The organism is Adlercreutzia sp. DFI.6.23, assembly GCF_024462535.1.
Taxonomy (GTDB): Bacteria; Actinomycetota; Coriobacteriia; order Coriobacteriales; family Eggerthellaceae; genus Adlercreutzia; species Adlercreutzia rubneri.
In genome coordinates this window covers 77548-99931 of record NZ_JANGBP010000009.1, presented here as the reverse complement: position 1 = coordinate 99931, position 22384 = coordinate 77548, and the positions used below count along the sequence as shown (strand labels likewise).

Here is a 22384-nt window from a genome sequence, read left to right as displayed (position 1 = left end):
TACTGTCCCAGAACGAAAGGATGCATTATGGAGAAAACAATTTACGAGAACGAGTCAACGCCCAAAGCAGACGGGTTCCATATGCCCGGCGAGCACGAGCCCCAAGAGCGCATCTGGATGCTTTGGCCTCATCGAACCGACAACTGGCAATACGGGGCAAAACCCGCACAGCAAGTTTTCGCCGACGTGGCGCGCGCCATTGCCCACTTCGAACCCGTGACAATCGGAGTCAAGCCCGTCGACTACGCAGCTGCCCATTGCCTTTTTAAGAACGACCAGCTTATCGATATCGTGGAGATGGAATCCGACGATGCGTGGATCCGCGACTGCGGGCCCGCCTTCGTTGTCAACGACTCCGGAGACCTGCGCGCGGTTCATTTCGGATTCAATGCCTGGGGCGGCCTGCACGACGGCCTCTACTTCCCCTGGAACCAAGACGAACTCGTCGGAATGAAGGTGTGCGACCTGGCTCACGTCGACCGCTACAAGCCCGACAACTTCATCCTCGAGGGAGGCTCGTTCACCGTTGACGGGGAAGGAACGGTCATCACTACCGAGATGTGCCTGCTCTCGCCCGGTCGTAACCCGCACTATACCAAGGGCGAGATCGAACAGCACCTGTGCGATTATCTTGGCTGCGAGAAGGTCATTTGGGTAAAGGACGGCATTGATCCCGATGAGACCAACGGGCACATCGACGGTGTTGCGACCTATGTTGCCCCGGGCGAAGTTGCTTGTATCTGGACCGATGACACAGAGCATCCCTACTACCAAGTGGCCCAAGACGCCTTCACAACCCTTTCGACCGCCACCGACGCCAAAGGCCGCAAGCTGAAGGTCCACAAGCTCTGCATGGGAGCCAATCCCATAGCGCTCGACCCGGCTGCAGCGGCCACCATCGATACGGTGGACACGGCCAAAGAGCGCACAAGCGACTACGAAGTCATGGGATCCTACCTCAATTTCCTCATTGTCAACGGCGGCGTCATCGTCCCCCAATACGACGACCCCAACGACGAGCTCGCCATCGAGCAGATCCAGGGCATGTTCCCCGACCGCGAAATCGTCGGCGTGAACACCACGCAGATTCTCTACGGCGGCGGCAACATCCACTGCATCACCCAACAGCAACCGAAACCACAGAGGAAATAGCAGAATCGGCGCGGCTGAAAGGAAGAATAGCGCATCACGCCAGACAAACTGCACCCCGCTCTGTTGCAAATCGGCAATATTCGCCAAACACGCAGCATAATTTGGACAAAAACAAGCGCTTTGCAACAGCTAAATCGCCCTATGGGGGCTGAATTCCTGTTGCAAAGCACCTTTATCTGCCAAAACAGAGCCGCAAACCCCCGATTATTGCCGTGTTTTTCTTGCTCAATAGACAGAAACAAAGGATTTGCAACAATCTCGGGGCCTATACAGCAAAGTGGCCGAACCCGAGAAGGGGACGGTCACTTTTTCGCAGTCGCATAATGAACCTGCAAGCGGAAAAGCGCGCTACACGATCTTCTTTCCCAGGACGGCGGCCAACTCGCGCAGCTCGGCCACGAGCTCGCGGAACTGGGCCGGGGTCAGCTGCTGGGGGCCGTCGGAAAGCGCCACGGGCGGGTTGGGGTGCACCTCGATCATGAGCGAGTCGGCCCCGGCGGCCACGGCGGCCTTTGCCAGCGACGGCACCAGGTCGCGCTGTCCGGCCGGATGCGACACGTCGATGCACACCGGGTACAGCGACTGCTTGTGGATGACCGGCACCGCCGCGATGTCCAGCGTGAAGCGCGTGGCCGTCTCGAAGGTGCGGATGCCGCGCTCGCAGAGCACCACGTTGGTGTTGCCGTGATCAGTGATGTAGTCGGTGGCGGCGAGCCACTCGGCGATGGTGCCGGCGAAACCGCGCTTGTACAGCACCATCTGGTGGGTGTCGGCCGTCACCTCGCCGATCTTCTTCAGCAGGCTGAAGTTCTGGAAGTTGCGGGCGCCCACCTGCAGGCCGTCCACGTAGTCGGCCACCAGCTGGCAGTGGGCCGAATCCATCACCTCGGTCAGCGTCTTCAGGCCGTACTTGTCGCCGGCGCTCTTCATGATCTTGAGCGCTTCCTCGCCGAGGCCTTGGAACGAGTGCGGGTTGGTGCGCGGCTTGAAGGCGCCGCCGCGGATCCAGGTGAGGCCCAGATCGGCGATGCACTCGGCCACCTCGTCGAACTGCTCAGCGGACTCCACCGAGCAGGGCCCGGCGTAAATGGTGATCTCGTCCGTGCGCTGGCCGAGATCGGGGATGGGGGCAATCTTCACTTCGCTCATACGGACGGCGTCTCCTTCATGATCTTCAAGATGGTAGCGTAAATCTCCCGGAGGTTCTCGTTGTAGAGCGGTCCTTCGTTGTAGCTATCCACCCGCGCGAAGATCTCCTCCTCGCGGCGCGCGTCGTACAGACCCAGATGCGCACCGGGTTTCAAACCGCGAATGACCAGCGAATGACCGGCGCGCTTGTTCAGAAGCGCGACGATCTCGCGGTCGATCTCGTCGATCTGCTCACGATGCTTCTGAATCTCGGCAAGATTGCTGTTCTCTTCAGACATCGCTTTTCCTTTCATGTACCAAAAACTTGAACGAGCATGGCCGCACCGCCTAAAAGCGCCGCCGCCCTCGCGTGGCGTTCATGATAGCAAAGACCCCGGTCCGCGCCGAGGTCGCAAAGGGAAACGGATATAGAAGCCCCCGACCGCCCGCCATCGACAAAAGCGAAGGGCACGCCTATTCAAATACGCCCTTCGCACGCCCTTCGCGCAGACGGAAAGCCCGGAGAAGACTACGCAGCAAAAACCGCTAGCGACGCATGAAAGTGCCGACTTTTTTCTCGGAATCGCGGGTATACCACTCGATGAACAGGTCGACCGCGCCGTTGGCCACGAATGTCGCACCGAGCACGAGCACGAAAGTCATGGACGCACCCCATGGGTTCACCACGATAAGCACACCACCGATACCCACGGCCACAGCCGCCGCAAGCACAGCGATCCAAATGCTGCTGCCGAACGCACGCAGGCCGAACGCGCGAACCACGTTCACGATGGCCAGCAAAATGAGCACCACGCCGAGGACCACCGAGAAGAACCCGGCGATCACCTTGGGAAAGACGAAGGCGATGATTGCGATGATAACGTAGAACACCGCCGCCATGAGCGTGCCCGAGTCGCGGTAGCGCACGCTGCGCTGACGGAAGTACGACAGCAGCCCCGCCGCGCCCATCAAAGCCAGGGCCACGCCGAAAAGCATAATGATGCCCTGCACGGTAATGGACGGGTAGATCATCAGGAAAAGCCCGAACGCGATGCAAAGCACCGCTTGCACCATGTTGTTCGATCGCACAACGTTCAGAAACTTCTCCACAGCTGCTCCTCTCGCTCGGCGCCTAAGCGCCCCTGCTTCGGATCCGACACCCCCGGTCACGCGCCACCCTCCCCTGCGACCGCGCCCTTCGGATCTCTCTTACTGGCGACATGCTAAAGCGCTCGCACAAAACGGTGGGCCTTGAGATCAGCGTTGAAAACAATCAGTTGAAGAAGGCCGCCCGCCGTCACCAACCCGTTAATAAGACCACCATTGCGAAAAGATAGCGTTACCATTCCGTCAACAACGGCAACGCCCTAGAATCGCGTCGCTTCCAGCTCCAGACCCAACTTCATCGCCGTAGTCGTGGGCGAACCGATTACGAACGCCCCTGACGGCTCTACGCTCGAAGTCGTAGTGCGCAAGAGCTTCGTCGCTGAGCGAGCCGACCCCTCGGTAATGCGAAGCACACGATTCATGATGGCCTCCAAGAAAAGGCGGTCCACATCCATCGCCGGATCTTTGAAACGCACCTCGGTAATGCCAAGGCAACTGATTTGCCCCTGGGTCTCCGTGACGAGATCGAACGTCTCCTGAATACGAGCGAGATCGGTAGCCTTAGCATCCAACCAGCGCCTCGCCCTCGCAGCCTTCGACGATAAGCCGGCGCAACACATCGAGGGAGATCCTCTCGTCCTCCACCTTCAGCGGCTTGATGAGAAGCCCTTCGTCGGTCTGCTCAATGAGGGCATACTCGGTGAACCCCATATCTTTGTAGGCCTTCGCGGAAATAGCGATCTGCCGCCTGCTGGACACCTTGACCCGCTGTGGCGCCATACGAGCCGTCTCCCCCATAGCTCCCCCACCAAGCGCTTGGTTCCAAGTTACAAAGCGAGTATGGCATGAGACGCGCACAAAAAGGACAGGGAGCCTGACGGGGAGGGTGGGCGCAATGACGCCAACGCCATTCCTCGTCAAAGATGAATTCATCTGCAAGGAAACCGAATGCCAGGCAACACGTAGCTCACGCCCTCCATCTGAAACGTGCAGAGCCCGGAGCAGAAGTCGCCTTAATCGCATTCGGAGCAACGGCCAGACGCCATCCACGAAATGGACCCTTCGCAGAGGGAGGGGGCGAAGGGTCCATAAGCCTAGTCGGACAAGCCGAGAAGCTACTTGAGGTAGTACACCGACGGATTAGTTCCCTGCTCGGGAAGCAGCTGCTCCCACTCGCGCTCGGCAATGAGCTTGGACACCTCGGAGTTCGGATCATCCAGATCACCGAAGAAGCGGGCGTAGCCCACGCACGCCTGCACGCACATGGGCTTTTCGCCGCGCGCAATCAAGTTCGAGCACATGGTGCACTTCTCCACCGTGTTCGACACATGCTGCGGCGCGTCCGCGAAACCCACGGCGAACTCCATGGCGTACTTCGGCTCGCCATCGTTGTACACACGCACCTCATAAGGACAAGCCTGCATGCACGTTTTGCACCCAATGCAAGTTTCCGCGTCCACGGTCACAATGCCTGTTTCTTCATCCTTCATGGTAGCACCCGTGGGACACACCTCCACGCAAGGGGCATTCTCGCAATGCTGGCAGGTCACCGGATAGTGCTGGAGCGTACAATTCGGATACTCACCGTCCGGCGAATCGAGACTCTCTCCACCGTCAGTGATGACCCGATTCCACCAATTACCAGTCGGAAGATTATTCGCCGTCCGACAGGATGTCATACACGTCTGGCACCCCATGCATCTCTTCAAATCAATAGCCATTCCGTATCGCATGACGTCCTCCTATTGAACTTTTTCCATTTCGCACAGACAATCGAACCAATTGTCCTGCTCAAAGCGTGGCCACGAAGCGATGCTGGAGAGATCGCCGTAATGCCCCTCGATGAAATTCCGCTCTTCCCAACCGTGATCGATCACCAACACGCCTTTGCGGCATCCGTTGCTGACAACCGCTTTAAGGACCACATGCCCGCGATCGTTATAGAGACGCACTATATCGCCAGTGTTGATGTCACGCGACGCCGCATCGGAGGGACTCATCTTTACGAACGGCTCTGGGTCGATCTCGAGCAAGGCAGGAACGTTGTTGAAGATGGTGTGAGTTTTATACTTGCATCGTTCGCTTATGAAAGTAAGCGGATACCGCTCGAAAAGCGGATTTTCGTGCCAGGCCTCTAACGGAGGTTCCCAGAACCAGCAGGACTCTTTGAGCATATCCCACTCCTGGCCAACATCCATCATGGGTTTAATGCCCTCATGGTAGAACTCCAGACGCCCTGTCGCTGTAAGGATGGGAGCGTTCAATCCAATGACGCTGGGCTCCTCGGGATGAGACCATACCGCATGCTCCGATTGCAGCTTATCCCACGTAACACCGGCTTCTTGAGCCACTTCATTATCTACACATGAGGAAAGGAAATCCTCAAGAGTCTGGGTGAAGTACTGCTCGAAACCCATTGCGCGGCCTAGCAGAGTAATCACGTCAAAGTCGCTCTTCACCTCAAAGGGAGTCTCCACTGCCTGATCTATGAGCTTAACGAAGCCAGTCTGACGAAAAGTAAGATCGCTCTTCTCGAAGGGGAAGGCTACAGGCAAAACAATATCGGCGTATTCCGCCGTTTCGGACATGACCATGTCCGAAACCACGACAAGATCCATCTTGTCGAGCATCGAAAGCCATCTTTGGCGATCGGGCATGTTAGCCAGCGGGTTGCAATAGTAGATGTACATCGATCGCGGCGCCGTGTCGAATTCCCCAATCGATCCTTCCTCCACTAACTGAGGAAGATGGTTCACATACACTGTAGGCCCAGCCACAGCACCATCCAGGTTCATACCGGCAGTACTCTGAACGCCCTGCGCCACAGCTCCAGTCAAATCGACGCAGGTGCTTCCGGCTCCGTGTTTGCACTCTTGCCCGGTGATATCCGCAAGCGCAAACACACCGTCGTAGAACGTCTGACCGTTTGCGTAATGATCTTGCCCAAAGCCAAGCAGTACCATCGATCGGCCCGAGAGATAGATACTCGCAACCTCCTCGATAACGTCGAGCGGAATGTCAGTGTATTGGGAAATCTGGTCCAAAGTCCACGCCGAGAACCTATCGACGAGAATCTGGTACGCTGGCCTGACTTTAAACCCCTCGAGTTCGAACGAGCCCTCGAGCACAGGCTCCTCTACCTCGTCGAAGGGCGCGAGTTGGACGCCATCATAAACCATAATCCTATCTTGGTCGCTTCCCGCCTCTGCCCGACCTAAATCGCTCAAGCGAAGGTAGAAGCCATCCTCTTTGACCAAAAACGGAGCTACCGTCTTAGTGCGCATGTGTTCGACATCGATTTTGCCATCGCGAATGGCAATCTGGGCAATACCTGCCGCTAGAAGACCATCAGTTCCGGGACGGATGGAAACGTAGAGGTCCGCCTTAGCTGCCGTAGTGGTAAAAATGGGATCGATGACAACAAGTTTGGCTCCCGCTTCGCAGGCTTCGGAGATGAAATGATAGTCAACAATGAATGACTCAGACGGATTGGAGCCCCATACAAAGATATTTTCCGCATTGACGATGTCGCGATACTCGTTATGGCCTCCTGTAGTGGTCGCACCGAGAGCGCCATGGTTGTACTGGCAATAGACACCTGTATTGTCGTAACAATTATGAAGTACCGTAGCACCCATGCAAGCAATCAGGCGATCAGCGTACGTTTTAACCGTTGAGTCCACGTTGCCCGATCCGGCCAAGAATCCTACAGCGCCCGGCCCAAAATCTCCTTGCAGATTCTTCCACGTATCCGTGATTTCCGCAATGGCCTCATCCCAGGAAATACGCTCCCACTCCCCAGCACCTCGCTCGCCTTTGCGCTTCAAAGGATACTGAAGGCGCGTATCAGCATACATGCGCTCGATGTTGGTATAGCCCTTCAAACAGATACGTTGATAAGGACTCGGAGATCCGTCGGGTAGTTTCATATCGGGACGAGTCAGATTGGCCGCTTTCCCTTCGCGGACGGTAACGTTGATGGGGCATCCCCAGCCCGAACAGTTACCCATACAACTGCTGAAGTATACTTCTTCAGCGACTTGGGGCGCCGTGCCGGCGAGCGAAACACTTTCACCCTCCTCGCCTACAGTGTTGCCCGAAGCGCATCCAGCAAGCGATCCAGCTGCAACCGCCCCCGCCGTTGCAGCGAGAAAGCTGCGCCGAGTGAGTTCAGGGGAAACTCGTTTCGTTTTCCTCATTATCTTCTCCTCCACTCTTTTGGGTCCAAAAAGCGAGATGTTGTTTAACCAGATTTGTTCCAAGTATTTCAAATAAACCATCGGGGAACTTTTCATCGCAACCACACCTGTCGATGTTCGTTGCCGTCAGCCCCCTCAAACTGGTATTCCCGAGAATTGGCCAAATTCCTCTGACGGCACTATAGCAAATTGTCCTATGACAATGCAAGGATTATCATAGGACAATTTTTCAGCACAGGTTATCTATTTTGAGGATAGTTAGCTTACATCCCCCACTCGAGAGCTGATGCGACAACAGAATTGGCGTCACCCTCCGTCCTCAGTATATAATCGGCTAAGTAAGGAATGATGAACGCCAGCTTCCCTCGTCCAGGCGCTCCGACAATGCCGTTGTCAACAAGATTCGCCCGTACGGTACTCAGTTGCTTTTGGGACTTCCCCATCTTCTGGGCAATCGCCCCCGTCTCAGCCGTTCGCTCCTCTCCAAGGAGCCCAGCCATGGCATGCAAATACTCCACCTCACTGCGGCTCATGGCGGCGACTAATGGCTCAAGGGCCCGACTGTCATAGGCTTTCCGCACCGCCGGCATTGCGCACTCGACATCCTTCACCTCAATACGATAGGAGCGCTTCTGCACCTTTTCGTTTATGTCGTCAATCAAGTAATAACCCTGCAGCTGCATGATATAGGGATGTCCTTTCGATTCCCGAAGCAGCAGTTCAAGGGCATCCTTTTCGAGCGAGATACCCTTAATGCTCCCAAAGGACTCCTCGAGCGCCTCGCGCACCTCATCGGCGCTGAGCGGCCCCAGCTGCTCGTAAGAGGCGCGGCGCAGAAACGCGCAGCCGTTCTTTTGGATAATCGGTTCGTAGGCATAGGGCAACCCAGCGATGGCAATCATTGCATCGCAGCCCTTGCGCGACGCCATCTGGAAAGCTTCGGAGATCAGCGACACGCCATCAAGGGAGACCTTCTGAATCTCGTCAATGGTGACAAGAAGCTTGAATCCGTCCTCCAGACAGGCATTCAGGAACACGTATTCGAAATCGTCACGCTCGTAGCGCACCGTCTTCGAGCTGGAGCCCGCGCGGAGGCTCCCGCCCGTGCCCATCACGCTAATCTCCACCTCGGGATCAATCGTTTTAGTGGCCTCGTCGAAGGGAACGAGGTGACGCATGATACCGCCTATGGGATTGTCGGACCCCACATCGATAACTTTGCGTCCCTGCGCTCTCGCGCGCGTAGACAACTGCTCAAGCAGGGCCGTCTTCCCATAGCCGCGGCTACCCGTTATGAAAAGAGCACGGTCGTCGCTTCCGTAATCACTCATAGCCCTATCGAAACGCCGCAAAATACCTTCGCGCCCAAAAAAGAACCCAGGCCTTCCCCCAAAGAGAGGGGTGAACGGGTTGTCGAACATAGGACACCTCCAGATGAGGCGATGCGTTGCTTCCCAGATACAGCTACCTTCAAGAGATTCTAAGAAATCTATTCCAACAGAGCAAATCTATAAATCTAATTATCTAGTAAGTCTAGTTTTAACTACGAAGTCTAGTAAATCTATTTTCGAACTAGAGTCTAAGGGCACTCATTAGATTTCGCTGCTCCCGTAATCGCAACGGCATTTCGGAGCGCCGTCGCATAAAATGTCAAATACTCTTGATGAATGAGAAATGGGACGAATGTCAAATATTTTTGACGCCTACCCCTTGAACAGGTCGCCTACGCCTTCGTTGAAGCCCTCGGCGAAGGCGCTGGGGATGACCACCGTGCCCTTGCCCTCGCGCAGCGACTCGTTCAGCAGGTGCATGGTGCGCAGGCGCGCCACGGCCTCATGGTCGCCGATGAGCTCTTCCATCTCGTCCAAGATCTCGTAGATGTCGTGCTCGGCCTCCATGAGGATGATGCGGGCCTTCTTGCGCTGCTCGGCCTGGGCCTCCAGGCTCATGGCCTCTTGCAGCTCCTTGGGCAAAAGGATGTCGCGCACCTCCACCGAAAGGATGGTCACACCCCAGGGCGCCACCTTCTCCTCCAGCACCCGTTTGAGCTCCCGATCCAGCTGCTCGCGACGGATGGCCACCTCGGCGGCGCTCGCCCGCCCGATGGCGTCGCGCAGGGCCGTCTGGGCGGCCATCTCCACAGCACGGGTGAAGTCGCCCACCTCGGTGCAGGCCGCGGCGGCGTCCCACACGTGCCAGAACAGCACGGCGTCCACGTTCATGGGAACCAGGTCGGCTGTCAGCGTCTCCTCGGCGTAAAAGGTCGTCACCCGCGTGCGCGTGTCCACCCGCATGGTGTTCGACTCGATGACGGGGATGGTCCAGAACAGCCCCGGCCCCGACACGCGGTTGAAGCGCCCGAGGCGCAGCACCACCACGCGCTCCCACTGCTGGGCGACATGGCAGCAGCCGATGGCGAGCAGCGCCGCCAGCGCGGCCACGACGACAAGCCCTAGCGTCACGCGGCCGGTCGCAAGCGCGCCAACGCCCAGCACGCAGGCCAGCACCACGACGAACAGCACGGCGGAGAACAGCAGCACGCCCGCCGCGGACGCGCGCTCCCCCACCATTTCCGTAGACACATCCGGCGCCACGCGGAAGCGGCGCTCGTCGGAAGACTTCTCTTTGCCGAACATGGGAACTCCTTCAGGTCGGAACTTGCGGGACGGCGTCATTCGGCGCGGTCAGAGACGCAAACAGGGACGGGAGGCGCGAGCTGTCACGCCCCTTTCTCGGCTCGGGCGTCGGGCTTCTCGAAATCGATGATGCGAGCGGACACCTCGCCGCGCTCGCGGGCCTCGTCGTACTTCAGGCGCTTGATCTTGCGGCTCATGGCGCGCTCGATATCGTCCAGACCCATGCCCAGCTCGCGGCAGCTCACGATGCACTCGTCCAGCACCGCATCGGCCTCGCCCTCCCCTTCCGCACCCATCTTCGCACCCAAATCGGTCACGAACACGCCACGGCCACGCGTCGATTCCAAATACCCGTCGGACACCAGACTCAGGTAAGCCTTGTTCACCGTGTTGTAGTTGATGGAGATCCCCGAGGCCAGCCCACGCACCGTGGGCAGCTTGTCGCCCGGCGCCAGAGTGCCATCGTTGATGAGGTAGGCGATGCGGTTGCGCAACTGCACCCACAGGGGCAAGTCGCTCGCCGGATCAACTTCGAAGGGGAACATGGACGACCTTTCTCTCAAGGACTAGAAGGGGATGGAAACAACGGGCAGCATCCCGGCCGCCACCACGACGGCGCGCAGGCACGCGCCGCCGACAAGAACGCACCCGGCGCTGGCAAGGAGCCCCGCGCGCGAGGCGAGGGACGCCTCGGCGACGTCCTTTCTCGCATTGCAACGCGCGAGGACAGCCTCTATCGCAAAAGGAGCAGCAAGGCCAACGAGCACAAGGCCGCCCCAGAACGGCAGAGAGCACGCACCGTTCAGCAAAGAGGCCACCGACGCCAATGCGGCCGCATCGGTAGGCGTTGCCCCCGAGGAAGTCGAGCCGCCGTGCTCCAACCACGCTGCGCCGAGCCACAGCGTCACGACGACCGCCTCCAGGGCAAGGAGAATCATATCGGCGCGAACGACTTGCCGCATCGTTCGGCCGAAAACCGTCGCCATTCCCGAAAATGCTGCCACCATGCCCACAAGCGCCACTCCGCACGAGAGAGCCGAGATCGCGAACAGCCCCGGCAACCACGGGCCGAACCACAACGGCACCGACGGCATACCCGACAGCAACAGTCCCGTATAGATCACCGCGACGAAAGACACCGCCGCAAGCAAGACAGCGAGCGCTCTGAACAGAGGCAGAGGCACCGACGGCACTCCGAGCCACACAAGAAGCATGGCTGCCGCCAGCGTGCCACAAAGCAAAAGTGCCCAGAATCCTACGACCAGATAATTCGAAGGGGATGAAACCGCCAGCAAAAGGATGCGATCGAGGCGCCCCACATCAGCCGCAAGGCACAGGGCCCCCAGCACTAAGACTACCAGCGAGGCCACGAGTATCGGCACGAACAGTCGGCGATAGGCAGCGCTTCCGTTGTCTCTGAAGCGCACAACCACTCCGCGGCTCACGGCTCTCTCGTCAGCGAGGAGCATCAGCACTGCGGCAATCAAGAGCGCGCCCGCCCCTGTCCCTCCCAGAAAGAGGTAAGCAACCACCAGTTCGCTGAACACGACTCCTCCTCTTGCCCTAGACAATGCCTACGGAACCCACCGACCCCGCATTCCGGCGTTAAGATTATCATAAGACAATCGAAGAAGCGATGCGTCCGTCAGGAAAGATTCAGGGAGAGCAGCACCAAGAATTTCGAGTTGTTAGACATCCAACGCGCTCGCAGGTGATTGCCTGCTTCCATCTTGTCTTCTCATATATCGTATTTTATTACTTTTCTTACACATTTTGTTCTGCCACAGTTTTTGAGCGAACCATCGCGCGTACCTAAAGTCTAACAACTCGAAAAAACAGCCCGAATCCGACGGCAAGCTTTTCCGAGAAGGCCTTCGTTCCCGATTCGCACGGTTAATTCACGTTGAAATCGCGCCGCTTTTGCGTCGGCTACAGCAGCACCTTCACGCCGAAGTAGGCGAGCACCACCAAACCTACGATGATGCGGTAGACGCCGAACGCCGTGAAGTCGTTCTTCTTGATGTAGCCCGTGAGGAACTTGATGGAGATCACCGACACCACGAATGCCGTCACGATGCCCACCACGAGCACGGCGATCTCGGTGGCCGTCATGGCCAGACCCACGGCCATCAGATACTTGATGAGCTTCAGCACGCCCCAGCCGAACATGACGGGAATCGCGAGAAAGAACGTGAACTCCGCCGCCGCCGTGCGCGAGCAGCCGCACAGCATGCCGCCGATGATGGTGGAGCCCGAGCGCGACGTGCCGGGGATGATGGCGAGCATTTGGAAGCAGCCGATCTTCAGCGACGTCTTCCAGTCGATCTCGTCCACGGTGCGCACGCGGAACAGGGCCATCTCGGCGTCGTCGCCATCGTCGCCCGGATCCACCTCGGGCACGGGACGCGCATGGGCGCCGCGGGGACGCCGAGGGGCGCGACTGGCCAGGTAGGCTGCCTCGCGCCGACGGTTGCGCCGCTCCAGCAGGATGAACACGACGCCGTAGACGATAAGGGCGATGGCCGCCGTCCACGCGTTGTAGAAGTACTCGTTGAAGAAGTCGTCCAGCGTAAGTCCGATGGCCGCCGCCGGGATGCAGCCGATGGCCACCATGCCCCACAGCCGCCACGTGCCGCGCTTCTCGGCCGACGTCTTCTTCGGCGAGAACGGATTCAGCTTATGGAAGTACAGGATGAGCACAGCCATGATGGCACCCAGTTGGATGACCACCAAGAACAGCTCCAGGAACTCCGCCGACACGTTCAGCTTCACGAACTCGTCCACGAGAATCATGTGGCCCGTGGAAGAGATGGGCAGCCATTCGGTGATGCCCTCCACGACGCCGATGAAGAACGCCTTCAGAACTTCGATGAACATGTCCACAGAAACTGCCTCCGTACGATTTGCTTGCCTGTCGGCCCAAGCGGCGAGCGGCAACCCAGGCCAGAGCACGCCGCCAACACGAGGAAAAGCGCACAAGGGGCACTCCCTCTTTCGAGCCTCGGAAATGCTATCACGGCACTGCGAATCGTCAGGATTCCTACGGAGAAAGTCCACGTTTGTCACTTTGGTCTACCGAGGCGCCGGCCAGCCCAGCGCTCGCAGCGCGCGACACAACCCGTCGTGTCGCGCGTGCCGCCCATTCCACCACGGCTTGTGCACGTAGCCGATTTCATGTCAGATACAACATAGAAAGCAGGTTCGTTTTCCCTACTCAAATCCTCTTTTCGAAAGCAACGATGCGCCAACGAACACCAAGCATCGTGGTAATAAAACTATCGAAGATCGCACTTTTACCAACGATGTCAGTTCCATTGGGGTATCATGGGACACCCGCGAGAGACCGGAAGCGAAATGTTTTTCCGGCCCGGCAAACGCAGCTTTCAACTCAACAGGCCTCGCCCTCTTCCTGGCGCTCAGGCGCACTGCGGCACAACCCGCGGCGCACGGACGTCCTTGCCTCATCACGGATGCGCCCACCAACCGAAGGGTCTCCCCCTTCCGACAAAAGGATACTATCATGCTGAAAGCTGCCCACCCCGGCGGTCTGATCCCGCCCATCCTCCATCCCTCCCCGCTCAACCGCGAAAACACCGGCGAGCGCACCGACCGGACGGGCGCGCTCCTGTTCGCAGGCGCCGTGGCTTCCTTCGGGCTAGCTCTCGTGCTCATCGGCGCTGCCGTTTCGTTCGCCGCCGGAGCGCCAGCGCCGGCGAACCTCGACCAGTCGACCCTCGTGTTCGGATCCTTGGCAGCGGCCTGCGCCCTGGCGGCACTCGGCATGATGCTGGCCTTGCGGGAGAGAAGCCTGCGCACGCAGCAAATGCGCCGCGTCACCCGTGCCGAGCAGATCCAGGGAGAGCTGGACAGTCTGGGCCTCACGCCCAAGGAGATGCCCATTGCCAAGCTCATCCTGCAGCATCAAAGCTATGCGACCATCGCCGCCGAGCGGCACCTGGCCGTGCGCACGGTGCAATTCCATGCCACGAATATCTTCCGGAAGGCCTATGTCAGCAATCGGCGCGATTTCGAGCGTGTCATCCTGGCCGACGAGCGCAACGACGACCGGAGCGACGGCGGCCGTCGCGACACTCCCTGCTGCCGCAGCAACCAAACGACACCGCCCGACGGCCGAGGCGCCGCGCGCCCCGGATGCGCCCTCCGCGGCCAAAATACCTGCTTGCCCGGGGGCGGCTCCGACAACCCGGCGACGGGCCTCCCCGCGCAAAACCCTGGCAGCGAGCAAGAGCGCGGAGATCCCGACCGTCCCGCTGGCAGCCCCACGACCCTCCGCAGCAGGGCGGCCCTGCGCCACGGCAGGCAGGAGGGAGGACGGCCATAGCCAGCGCCGTTCGCTAGCGCGCCCGCCCATCTGCTAGGCGGCGCCGGCACTCGCAGGCGCGTCCGCGAGAGGTCATCATTGGGGAAACAGACGCCCGCGCGCCGCCTTCGTCGTGGTGCCCGCGTGCTACCGTGAACCCATGAGCAACTTCGCCGACATAGCGTGCCCTGCATCGCCGCAACTCGAAAGCGCAACGACCGCCTCCCCTGACGGCCGCCCGAAAGACTCGGCAACATTTGCGGGAAGCCGCTCTCGAAAGACGCCCGACGTCCCCGAAGGCGAGATGCACGGCCACGGCTCCGGCGGCCCCAAGGACGTCTGGACGCACAACGTGGAAGCCACCGCGTCCCTCCTCATCGCCTTCGGCGCCCTCATCACCACCTGCAGCGCCCAGGGCCTTTTCACCCCCTCGACCGCCAGTCGGTGGATTCTCGAGTACCTCGTTCCCTTCCAGCTGCCGATTTTCTACTTCTGCCTGGGCTTTCTCTACCAGCGATACCGTACGACGCGCACCCCTCGCGCCTGGGGCCAGAACCTCCGCCGCGAGCTGGCGCTCATGGGCATCCCCTTCGTGGCGTTCACCGTACTCGTACTGCTCACAAACTCGATCGTCGGCGCGAAGCCGCCTCTGTCGGTCGCCGATCTCCTCCGCGCGCTCTTCATCGAGCCCGTCATTCCCGTCGGCTACTTCTATACCTGCCTCATCATTTACGCCATCACCCCCACCGTGAAGAGCCGCCGCAACGCCAGCGGCCTCCTGTTCGCCGCCGTCGCAGCGAAAGCGGCCATCGTGGCGCTCGCTTCGCTGCCCGCCACCGCCGAGATGGCCACGCGCCTCCCCTACGCCGTCACCTCCGTGGCCGAGAACTGGATCTGGGTCGCCGGCGGCATGGCCATGGCGCTCTACCGGGGCCTGCCCCTCGTGCGCGGATCCGAGAAGGCCTGGGCCCTCGGCGCCCTGTGGGTGGCCACCAGCGTGATCGCCTTCTACGCCGGCTGGACCGGCGAGACGTCCCACGCCGTTCTGGACGCGCTCGGCGTGCTGTGGGCGACCTCCCTGTTCTCCACCGTGTTCCGCAGCGGGCGGCAGAACCGCTTCTACGACTTCGTGACCCGCTACACCATGGCCATCTGGCTCTTCCACGGCATCTGCCTCGCCCTGTACTTCCATCTTTGGAAGGCGGCCGGCATCTCCGTCACAGCAGCACCGTGGATGGCGGCCGTGGGGGCGGCGCTCGTCTGCTACGGCATGCCGGTGCTGATCATGGCCGTCCTTTCGCGCCTTGGGAAGGCCGGCATCATCGTGTATCCGGCCCGCTATCTGCCGCCCGCGCCGGCCACCATGCTCCGGAAGACGCCGCACTAACGTATACTAGGGCCCATGAACAAGTCGCAAACATCTTTCCTGGCGGGGGGCGACCCGTATCTGGCGCCGTTCTCGTCTATGACCGACGGGCAGCTGCGCGACCCCAAGCAGCTCGTGGGCCTGGCCCGCGCCATCGACCCGGAGGGCGCGCCGGAGCGCTTGGCGTCGGGCCTGTTCGTCGCTGAGTCCGTGAACGTCATCGACCGCGCCCTTAACGCCGGGTGCGTCCCCTTCGCCGTGCTCACCGATGCGCGCTGGCTCGCCGCCTCCGAAGTGCTCTTGGAAAAGGTGCACACGGCCAATCCGGCCGCCCCCGTGGCCGTGGTCTCCTCGGAGGAGATGCGCTCCATCACCGGCTACGAGGTGACCCGCGGGCCCTTGGCCGCCTTTCACCGGCCGCCCGAGCCCGACCTGGCCGCCCTGCTTACTGGCGCCCACCGCGTCGCCGTGCTGGAGGACGTCACGAACTACACCAACATCGGGGCCATCTTCCGCAGCGCCGCCGCCCTCGGCATCGATGCGGTGCTGCTCACGCCGGCCTGCCATGACCCGCTGTTTCGCCGCGCGTCGCGCGTTTCCATGGGTACGGTGTTCCAAGTGCCCTGGGCCCGCATCGGCAGCGCGCGCGATTGGGCGTGCGAGGGCGTGGCGCGCCTGCGCGACGCCGGCTTTGTCACAGCCGCCCTGGCCCTGGCCGACGACGCGCTTTCCATCGCCGATACGCGCCTGAAGGCGACCGACAAGCTGGCCCTCGTACTGGGCACGGAAGGCGACGGCCTGGCCGCCTCCACCATCGCCGCCTGCGACTGGACCGTGCGCATCCCCATGCACCACGGGGTCGATTCCCTGAACGTCGCCGCCGCCAGCGCCGTCGCCTTCTGGGAAACCCGCCGGGAAGGCTAGCGTCGCGCAGCCACATCCCGTAGCTGGGAAGACTAGCGTCGCGCAGCCTCATCCCGTAGGGGCTGACCTTGGTCAGCCCTCATCAGGCAAGGTTATCCCTCTTGTGAGGGGCGACTGAGGTAGCCCCCTACGGATGGAGCGGAAGCTCGGCCCCCTACGAGCCGGTCGGAAGTCCCATGGCGTTCGCGATCGCCATCGTCACGCCCACGGCTATCACGCCCACGACAACCAGCGCGATGCCCAAGATTCGCAAACGAGCTCCCTGCAGAAGGCGAAGCCTCGGAGCCGCCCGACGTAAAACGCGGACGTCGGTCAAAATGAAAAGAAAGCCCGTGAAGAACGGAATACCGAACGTCCAATACTGAAAGGCGAGCAGCCAGAACGGCCAGGTGGCGTAACGTTCGTCGGGCGTGAACGGCATTGCGATGAGAACTGCCATGAACAGCAGCCACACCACCAAGAGGGCGACATCGACCACGAGCCCTGCCGTCTCACCGGAGGAGAGCGTCGAGAAAGCACGCCTTACCCGAGAAACGACTACGCCATGCGGTCTGTCATCGATCGGAGCTGCGGCACTCACCGCCGTCGCGGCCCAATCCGCAGGGGAAACCCGACCCGCGCCGGCGACCTGGGTCACAACGACACCCCGGTCTGCAGGAGAAGCCCCGGCTGGGGCGAGCGCCGCGAGGAACGCCGCCTTCAGGTCGCGCACCGTCTGGAAGCGGGCCGCCGGATCAAAGGCGCAGGCGCGCTGGAGCACGGGGCGCAGCGCGAAAGGCACTTCCGGCCCCGCGAATCCCGCCGCAGCCACCGACGGCGACGGATCGCGCTCGGCCAGCAGGTAGTAGAGCAGCATTCCCAGCGCGTACACGTCGCTGCGCTCGTCGGTCTGCCCGTAGCCGAACTGCTCGGGCGGCGCGTAGCAGCGCGTGCCGAAATGAGCCGTGTCCCCCGCAGCCCCCTCGCGAAAAGCCCTGGCAATGCCGAAGTCGATGATCGTGAGACCCGCATCGCTCACCACGATGTTCGATGGCTTCAAATCGCGATGGATCAAAGGCGGCGAGAACTGCTCGTGCAATTCCATCACCCCGTCGCAAAGGAGTGGAAACCACTGCGCCGCCAGGGCGACCGATCCGTCGCGTTCGTACACCTCGTCCCGCAGCGCGCGTCCCTGGATGTATTCCATGACCACCACCAGCTCGTTGCCAGTGGTATGAACATCGTAGATGCGCGGCAAATGTCGGAAGCGACGCCCGGCGCGCTGCGCTTGGAACAAGTGGCCGTAGGCATCCCCCATGGCCGCATCAACCGCGATGCGCTTGCGAACGAACGGTCCGAGCTCCGCCGCGTTGGCCCCCACAAAGTACACCACCTCGGTCGTCTCGTGGGGCGCCGTCTTCAATACCTCATCGACGCGATAGCACACGTCGCGGGCAAGGGCGTCAAGGTATGCGGCAAGAGGGTCGTTTTCCATAAATGCCATGGTACCAAAGTTAGCTAATGGTCGCCTCGCCGAACCGGTAAAGCTCCTCCTCAGTCTTCTGCAGCGTATAGCCATGGCTGATGGCGAAGATGACAATGGCATCTCGCCGATTCTTGCAATACAGCTCGTTGGCGCCTCCCGCCTGCAAAAGACGGTTCGTCTCGCGCAACGAGCATCCCATAGCGAAGGCAAGTTTCAGCAAGTTATCCCGCGAGGCGCGCCGAGCGCCGGTGAAAATCTGGTAGCCGAAGGTCTCGTTGATACCGGCCTCTCTCACCACCACTGAGCGCTTCAGCCCCTTCTCTAGCAGAAGGGCGTCCAGGTACTCCGCCAAGCTGCGCTCGCCCACCTCGCGCCGTTTGATGAACGCCCGCGGATCCGGCGCGTCCAAGAGCTCGGCCAGCATATCCTCTGTCAGCGGTTCCTCCACGCGCTTCTTTCTCCTTCGACCCATATCACGAAGCCCCTATTGTAGCGCCTCGAGCGCCCGCCTTCGGAGACGGGCGCCCGAGACGTGCGCCATCGGGCACGCTAGCTCAGCGAGAACGTCTGCTCGGCCAAGACGGCGTCGCTGAAGCTCAAAAGCTCCTCGACCTCAACCGTGATGTCGCTCATGTCCTCCAGGGCGTAGCCCATCTCCACCGTCGTAGAGGAACCAGGCTTCACATCGCTCGAGTACTTCTCGGAATCCCAATCGCTGCCGATGGCTGTGCCCAGCTCAACGCCGTTTTGGAACACTTTGGGATAAAGCGCCACCATGAAGCTGGTCGCCTCGTCGGAATTGTTCGTGAAGGTGTAGGTCACCACGACAGCCGGATTTCCCTGATAGTCCTCGGTCACGCGGCAGCCGTCGATGGTGACGCCGTAAGCGGCCTGCGTCGCCTCGCTCTGCTCGGCCGCCTGGGGCTCGGCCGCAGATCCGGAATCTCCGGCCGCTACGCCTTGCGCCGTCGCCGTGTCAAGCCCGCTCTCCTCCATGGCCTGGTCGAGGGCGGCGCTGAAGGCGCTCTGCATCACGAGCACAAGGATGAAGGCGATCACAGACAGTACGAGGCCGGCGACGCCTAAGCCCTTACCGCTCTTTTTCCCTTTCGAAATGCCCACCAACCCGACGATGGCGAAGACGATGCCGAGGATGGCCAAAAGGAAGGAGAGGTTGTTGATGATCGGCAGAATCGAAGTGACCAGTGCCACGATTCCCAATACGAGAGAAGCCACGGCCATGGCCGAGCGAGGTTGCGTTTCCATAGATGATTCCCTTCTTCTAAACGCGCTATTCCTAACGGACAAGGAAGAAGGGTATCCGTTCTCGTTAACCGTTTCATTAGCTGCCAGCTAAGGCGACGGCAATTTTTCCCTAGCTCAGATCGACCTTGGCGCGCACGAGGTAGGCGGACAAGGCGACGCCGCCCGCGGCCACGGCAAGGTTCACCACCGTCTGCATGACGGACACCGTGCCGAGCATGAACGATGCCGTGCCCGTGTCGCCCATCATGGCCAGCACGCCAACGATAGAGAACAGAAGAGAGATCACCCAGCCAATTCCCACATACAGCGCCACGGCCGCGGCCACCTTATGCCGCCGCGCCCACCATGCGCCCAGCGTCAGCGAGAGGAACGCCAGCCCCACGGTGTAGGCGGCGGACACGAGCGCGTTCGCCACGCCTATGACCGACGAGGCCACACCACCGCTGCCCGTCAGCGCCGACCAACCGCCCAAAAGCGACAGCACCACCGACACCATGTCCCCATCGCCGTCGGAGATCGCGAGCACGGCCAATGAGGCGAGCGCGCAGGCCGCAAGCGTAAACACCGCCGCCAGCAGGAAGGCGGCGCAGAATTTCGCCGTCACCAGCGCGCCCGTGCGCACCGGCAGCGTGAGCGTGAGATAGCCCTCGTCGGTGAACATCGTGCGATAGAAGCGCATGGCGATGAACACGTAGACCGCCACGAGGCTGGCCCACACGAGAAAGGCGCAGAACAGCGCCGCCATCACGAGCACCACGGTCAGGTTGGAAGCGGCCGACGCCTCGTTGACATAACGGGAGGCGAATCCCGCCGCGCGGCTCACGGCGTCGGTGGCCTCGATGCAGCCGATGCCCACCACGCCAGCGACGACCATAATGGCCAGCATGATGGCCGCAGGCTTCACAAGCGCCCGCATTTCCTGGGCGAAGAGCTTTCCTAGCATCGGAACTCCTCTCGGAAGAACGCGTCCAGCGTCGTGCCCTTCCCCTGGGTCACATAGGCCACGGGCGCGTGCAGAAGCATCTGGCCATAGCGCAGCAGGATGAAGTCGTCCAGAAACGCCTCCACGTCGCGCACGAGGTGGGTGGAAAGGATGATGGACGACTGCGGCCGATAGGCGCGAATAACCGTTTGCAGGATGTAATCGCGGGCCGCCGGATCCACGCCGCCGATGGGCTCGTCCAAAAGATACAGCGCCGCGTGACGGGCCATGACGAGCGTGAGCTGCACCTTCTCAACGGTGCCCTTGGAAAGCGCCGCGCACGGGGCGCCCTCGGAAACGCCGAGCCGAGCAAGCATGTCCCGGGCCAAGGCGGCGTCGAAGTCCTCGTAGAAGTCGGCGAAGAAGGCGATCATCTCGCGCACGCGCATGGAACGGGAGAAGTAGGGCCGCTCGGGCAGGTAGGAGACGAGCGCCTTCGATTCCGGGCCTACCTCATAGCCCGCCACGCGAATGTCGCCCGCCGTCGGATGGGCCACGCCGGCGATCATCTTCAGCAGCGTGGTCTTGCCCGAGCCGTTCGGGCCGAGCAGCCCTACGATGCGGCCGGCGGCCAAGCTGACAGTAAAGCGGTCGAGCGCCACCGTGGCGCCATAGCGCTTAGTGAGGTCGCGGCACTCGAGCAAGGGCGGCGGCGCGACTTCGGGGACAAAGGCATCCACGGGAAGCCTCCTCATCGTTCGGAATCACTGGCCCCATCCTAGCACGGACGCCGATCTCCAAGCAGGAACCCCACCGAATGAGCGAATCGCTCCCGCTAGCCTCGCTCGAAGGCCCAGAGGTTGGCGCACTGGGCGAGCACACGCTCGGCATCCCACGTGCGAGCGCTGTTGGCGGGGCTGTTGGGGTCGTGAATGACCAGCTCGCCGTTGTCGGCCACACCAGCCACCACGAGAAAGTGCCCTGTGCTCGTGAAATCGCCGGGGCGCATGCTGCAGATGACCGGATGCCCCTGGGCGAGCTCCTCCTTAAGCCGCCCTGCGTCTGCCGGCACCTCGTGGGAGGAAAGCCCCAGATCGGCCGCGCCGTCGGTCATGAATCGCCAGGCGGTGAGACCCTCTTCCACGTAGCCTTCGGCCTCGCTGAAGGCGGCCATGGCGGCGGGATCCTTGTCGGTCTTCCCCGTCAGCGCGATGTAGACCATGGCCAGGCTCGTCGGCCCGCATCCGGCCTCTCCCACCGTGGCGCCGGCATAGGGCGCGTCGCGGTACTGGGGGTCGGTCTGGTAGAGAAAGGGCAGCTCGCCGCCGCGCCACTCGTCGCGCGGGGTGCTAGCGGCCTCGGCTCCGCCACCCGCGTCCGCAGCGGCCACAGAGGCGTCGGCCGTGGGCGAGGCGATGCCCGGCCCCGCGAGCCCCAGCCCTTCGGCGTACAGGTTCGCCATCTGGAACAGCGCGACTACGACGAAGACGGAAAGCGCCGCCACGCCCAGCACCGACCACAGATGCCAGCGTCGCCGCCCGATGCGGCGGCCCCGCGCGGCGCGGCTCGTGCGAACCAGACCGCCCAGCATGGCCGCCACCACGCCCGGCGTAGCAGTCGGGGCTACGGCCGACCCGCGAGTCTGCCTCCGCTGCGGCGAGGAGCTCCGGGCGGTCGTTGATCCCGCACCATTGCCCGGCCGGCCCCCCGCGCCCTGCGGCCGCACCCAGGCATCACGCCCGAAAGGGTTGGGGGCGACCCCCGAAACATTCCGAACACCCGAAGCACCCCGAGCATCCGAAACATCTGAAACATCCAAAGCGTCCACTCTCCCAGTGCGGCTTAGGGGCGCATCTCCTCCGTAAAAGTTCCCCTCGTCAAAACGGTAGGCAGCAGTG

General features: G+C 61.3%; 22 protein-coding genes. 4 read left to right on the top strand and 18 right to left on the bottom strand.

The genetic code is table 11. The features are described 5' to 3' along the window. Positions 1 to 27: 27 nt before the first annotated feature. Positions 28 to 1152, top strand: a complete 1125-nt coding sequence (gene aguA / locus NE591_RS09595; protein WP_114549152.1) for an agmatine deiminase — start codon at positions 28 to 30, stop codon at positions 1150 to 1152. Between the two features lie 348 nt (positions 1153 to 1500). Here aguA and aroF read toward each other — a convergent pair whose 3' ends face one another. The 12 genes from aroF to NE591_RS09535 form a co-directional block, all read right to left on the bottom strand. Next, on the bottom strand, positions 1501 to 2301 hold the full coding sequence (gene aroF / locus NE591_RS09590; RefSeq protein WP_256156638.1) for a 3-deoxy-7-phosphoheptulonate synthase: 801 nt from the start codon (positions 2299 to 2301) through the stop codon (positions 1501 to 1503). Beyond that, complete coding sequence (locus tag NE591_RS09585; protein WP_022739332.1) at positions 2298 to 2579, bottom strand: chorismate mutase; 282 nt, start codon at positions 2577 to 2579, stop codon at positions 2298 to 2300. The genes aroF and NE591_RS09585 overlap by 4 nt, the downstream gene beginning before the upstream one ends. A 247-nt stretch (positions 2580 to 2826) precedes the next feature. After that, positions 2827 to 3390: an HdeD family acid-resistance protein gene (locus NE591_RS09580; protein WP_114539262.1), complete on the bottom strand. Its 564-nt coding sequence runs from the start codon at positions 3388 to 3390 to the stop codon at positions 2827 to 2829. A 257-nt stretch (positions 3391 to 3647) separates the two neighbouring features. Continuing rightward, positions 3648 to 3959 (bottom strand): hypothetical protein, encoded by a 312-nt coding sequence (locus tag NE591_RS09575; protein ID WP_256156637.1) that lies wholly within the window; start codon positions 3957 to 3959, stop codon positions 3648 to 3650. After that, entirely contained in the window at positions 3949 to 4167 is a 219-nt protein-coding gene (locus NE591_RS09570) for a hypothetical protein (RefSeq protein WP_114539264.1), read from the bottom strand. Before NE591_RS09570 ends, NE591_RS09575 begins: the two co-directional genes overlap by 11 nt. A 335-nt stretch (positions 4168 to 4502) precedes the next feature. Then, positions 4503 to 5066 (bottom strand): 4Fe-4S dicluster domain-containing protein, encoded by a 564-nt coding sequence (locus NE591_RS09565; RefSeq protein ID WP_368076289.1) that lies wholly within the window; start codon positions 5064 to 5066, stop codon positions 4503 to 4505. 63 nt (positions 5067 to 5129) lie between these two features. Next, the gene (locus NE591_RS09560; protein ID WP_173114069.1) at positions 5130 to 7586 is read right to left on the bottom strand and encodes a molybdopterin-dependent oxidoreductase; all 2457 of its coding nucleotides are present in this window, start codon (positions 7584 to 7586) and stop codon (positions 5130 to 5132) included. Positions 7587 to 7849: 263 nt separating this feature from the next. Next, positions 7850 to 9007 carry an ATP-binding protein gene (locus NE591_RS09555; protein ID WP_256156636.1) on the bottom strand — a complete coding sequence of 386 codons (1158 nt, stop codon included), beginning with the start codon at positions 9005 to 9007 and terminating at the stop codon, positions 7850 to 7852. 282 nt (positions 9008 to 9289) lie between these two features. Beyond that, on the bottom strand, positions 9290 to 10222 hold the full coding sequence (locus tag NE591_RS09550; RefSeq protein WP_256156635.1) for a slipin family protein: 933 nt from the start codon (positions 10220 to 10222) through the stop codon (positions 9290 to 9292). A gap of 83 nt (positions 10223 to 10305) precedes the next feature. Then, positions 10306 to 10767, bottom strand: coding sequence for a GntR family transcriptional regulator (locus tag NE591_RS09545; RefSeq protein ID WP_256156634.1), 462 nt, complete (start codon positions 10765 to 10767; stop codon positions 10306 to 10308). A 21-nt stretch (positions 10768 to 10788) separates the two neighbouring features. Further along, positions 10789 to 11769 (bottom strand): NrfD/PsrC family molybdoenzyme membrane anchor subunit, encoded by a 981-nt coding sequence (nrfD, locus tag NE591_RS09540; RefSeq protein ID WP_256156633.1) that lies wholly within the window; start codon positions 11767 to 11769, stop codon positions 10789 to 10791. Between the two features lie 382 nt (positions 11770 to 12151). Beyond that, positions 12152 to 13099 carry an undecaprenyl-diphosphate phosphatase gene (locus NE591_RS09535; RefSeq protein ID WP_223900586.1) on the bottom strand — a complete coding sequence of 316 codons (948 nt, stop codon included), beginning with the start codon at positions 13097 to 13099 and terminating at the stop codon, positions 12152 to 12154. A gap of 643 nt (positions 13100 to 13742) precedes the next feature. On the opposite strand from NE591_RS09535, the gene NE591_RS09530 reads away from it, so the two are divergent. The 3 genes from NE591_RS09530 (at position 13743) to NE591_RS09520 (ending at position 16833) form a co-directional block, all read left to right on the top strand. Continuing rightward, complete coding sequence (locus tag NE591_RS09530; RefSeq protein WP_022739316.1) at positions 13743 to 14564, top strand: helix-turn-helix transcriptional regulator; 822 nt, start codon at positions 13743 to 13745, stop codon at positions 14562 to 14564. A gap of 283 nt (positions 14565 to 14847) precedes the next feature. Further along, positions 14848 to 15930: an acyltransferase family protein gene (locus tag NE591_RS09525; protein WP_256156632.1), complete on the top strand. Its 1083-nt coding sequence runs from the start codon at positions 14848 to 14850 to the stop codon at positions 15928 to 15930. 15 nt (positions 15931 to 15945) lie between these two features. Next, positions 15946 to 16833 (top strand): RNA methyltransferase, encoded by an 888-nt coding sequence (locus NE591_RS09520; RefSeq protein WP_227070551.1) that lies wholly within the window; start codon positions 15946 to 15948, stop codon positions 16831 to 16833. A 154-nt stretch (positions 16834 to 16987) separates the two neighbouring features. On the opposite strand, the gene NE591_RS09515 is transcribed toward NE591_RS09520, so the two are convergent. The 6 genes from NE591_RS09515 to NE591_RS09490 form a co-directional block, all read right to left on the bottom strand. Next, a complete protein-coding gene (locus NE591_RS09515) occupies positions 16988 to 18316 on the bottom strand; it encodes a protein kinase (protein ID WP_227070550.1) in 1329 nt (442 codons plus the stop codon). Between the two features lie 10 nt (positions 18317 to 18326). Next, positions 18327 to 18746, bottom strand: coding sequence for a helix-turn-helix transcriptional regulator (locus tag NE591_RS09510; protein WP_022739312.1), 420 nt, complete (start codon positions 18744 to 18746; stop codon positions 18327 to 18329). Between the two features lie 101 nt (positions 18747 to 18847). After that, complete coding sequence (locus NE591_RS09505; protein ID WP_227070549.1) at positions 18848 to 19564, bottom strand: DUF5067 domain-containing protein; 717 nt, start codon at positions 19562 to 19564, stop codon at positions 18848 to 18850. Between the two features lie 109 nt (positions 19565 to 19673). After that, the gene (locus NE591_RS09500) at positions 19674 to 20507 is read right to left on the bottom strand and encodes a hypothetical protein (RefSeq protein ID WP_157012598.1); all 834 of its coding nucleotides are present in this window, start codon (positions 20505 to 20507) and stop codon (positions 19674 to 19676) included. Then, positions 20501 to 21226 (bottom strand): ABC transporter ATP-binding protein, encoded by a 726-nt coding sequence (locus tag NE591_RS09495; protein ID WP_227070548.1) that lies wholly within the window; start codon positions 21224 to 21226, stop codon positions 20501 to 20503. The genes NE591_RS09500 and NE591_RS09495 overlap by 7 nt, the downstream gene beginning before the upstream one ends. Before the next feature lie 95 nt (positions 21227 to 21321). Continuing rightward, positions 21322 to 22077, bottom strand: a complete 756-nt coding sequence (locus NE591_RS09490) for a C39 family peptidase (RefSeq protein WP_256156643.1) — start codon at positions 22075 to 22077, stop codon at positions 21322 to 21324. Positions 22078 to 22384: the final 307 nt, after the last annotated feature.

What these genes read in the sequence shown, in the direction of transcription:
- NE591_RS09505 (WP_227070549.1), bottom strand. Translation starts at nt 19,564, where the DNA reads ATGGAAACGCAACCTCGCTCGGCCATGGCCGTGGCTTCTCTCGTATTG.
- NE591_RS09520 (WP_227070551.1), top strand. Translation starts at nt 15,946, where the DNA reads ATGAACAAGTCGCAAACATCTTTCCTGGCGGGGGGCGACCCGTATCTG.
- aguA (WP_114549152.1), top strand. Translation starts at nt 28, where the DNA reads ATGGAGAAAACAATTTACGAGAACGAGTCAACGCCCAAAGCAGACGGG.
- NE591_RS09535 (WP_223900586.1), bottom strand. Translation starts at nt 13,099, where the DNA reads ATGTTCATCGAAGTTCTGAAGGCGTTCTTCATCGGCGTCGTGGAGGGC.
- NE591_RS09500 (WP_157012598.1), bottom strand. Translation starts at nt 20,507, where the DNA reads ATGCTAGGAAAGCTCTTCGCCCAGGAAATGCGGGCGCTTGTGAAGCCT.
- NE591_RS09545 (WP_256156634.1), bottom strand. Translation starts at nt 10,767, where the DNA reads ATGTTCCCCTTCGAAGTTGATCCGGCGAGCGACTTGCCCCTGTGGGTG.
- NE591_RS09560 (WP_173114069.1), bottom strand. Translation starts at nt 7,586, where the DNA reads ATGAGGAAAACGAAACGAGTTTCCCCTGAACTCACTCGGCGCAGCTTT.
- aroF (WP_256156638.1), bottom strand. Translation starts at nt 2,301, where the DNA reads ATGAGCGAAGTGAAGATTGCCCCCATCCCCGATCTCGGCCAGCGCACG.
- NE591_RS09490 (WP_256156643.1), bottom strand. Translation starts at nt 22,077, where the DNA reads ATGCTGGGCGGTCTGGTTCGCACGAGCCGCGCCGCGCGGGGCCGCCGC.
- NE591_RS09570 (WP_114539264.1), bottom strand. Translation starts at nt 4,167, where the DNA reads ATGGCGCCACAGCGGGTCAAGGTGTCCAGCAGGCGGCAGATCGCTATT.
- NE591_RS09555 (WP_256156636.1), bottom strand. Translation starts at nt 9,007, where the DNA reads ATGTTCGACAACCCGTTCACCCCTCTCTTTGGGGGAAGGCCTGGGTTC.
- NE591_RS09585 (WP_022739332.1), bottom strand. Translation starts at nt 2,579, where the DNA reads ATGTCTGAAGAGAACAGCAATCTTGCCGAGATTCAGAAGCATCGTGAG.
- NE591_RS09550 (WP_256156635.1), bottom strand. Translation starts at nt 10,222, where the DNA reads ATGTTCGGCAAAGAGAAGTCTTCCGACGAGCGCCGCTTCCGCGTGGCG.
- NE591_RS09525 (WP_256156632.1), top strand. Translation starts at nt 14,848, where the DNA reads ATGCACGGCCACGGCTCCGGCGGCCCCAAGGACGTCTGGACGCACAAC.
- NE591_RS09565 (WP_368076289.1), bottom strand. Translation starts at nt 5,066, where the DNA reads ATGACATCCTGTCGGACGGCGAATAATCTTCCGACTGGTAATTGGTGG.
- NE591_RS09530 (WP_022739316.1), top strand. Translation starts at nt 13,743, where the DNA reads ATGCTGAAAGCTGCCCACCCCGGCGGTCTGATCCCGCCCATCCTCCAT.
- NE591_RS09515 (WP_227070550.1), bottom strand. Translation starts at nt 18,316, where the DNA reads ATGGCATTTATGGAAAACGACCCTCTTGCCGCATACCTTGACGCCCTT.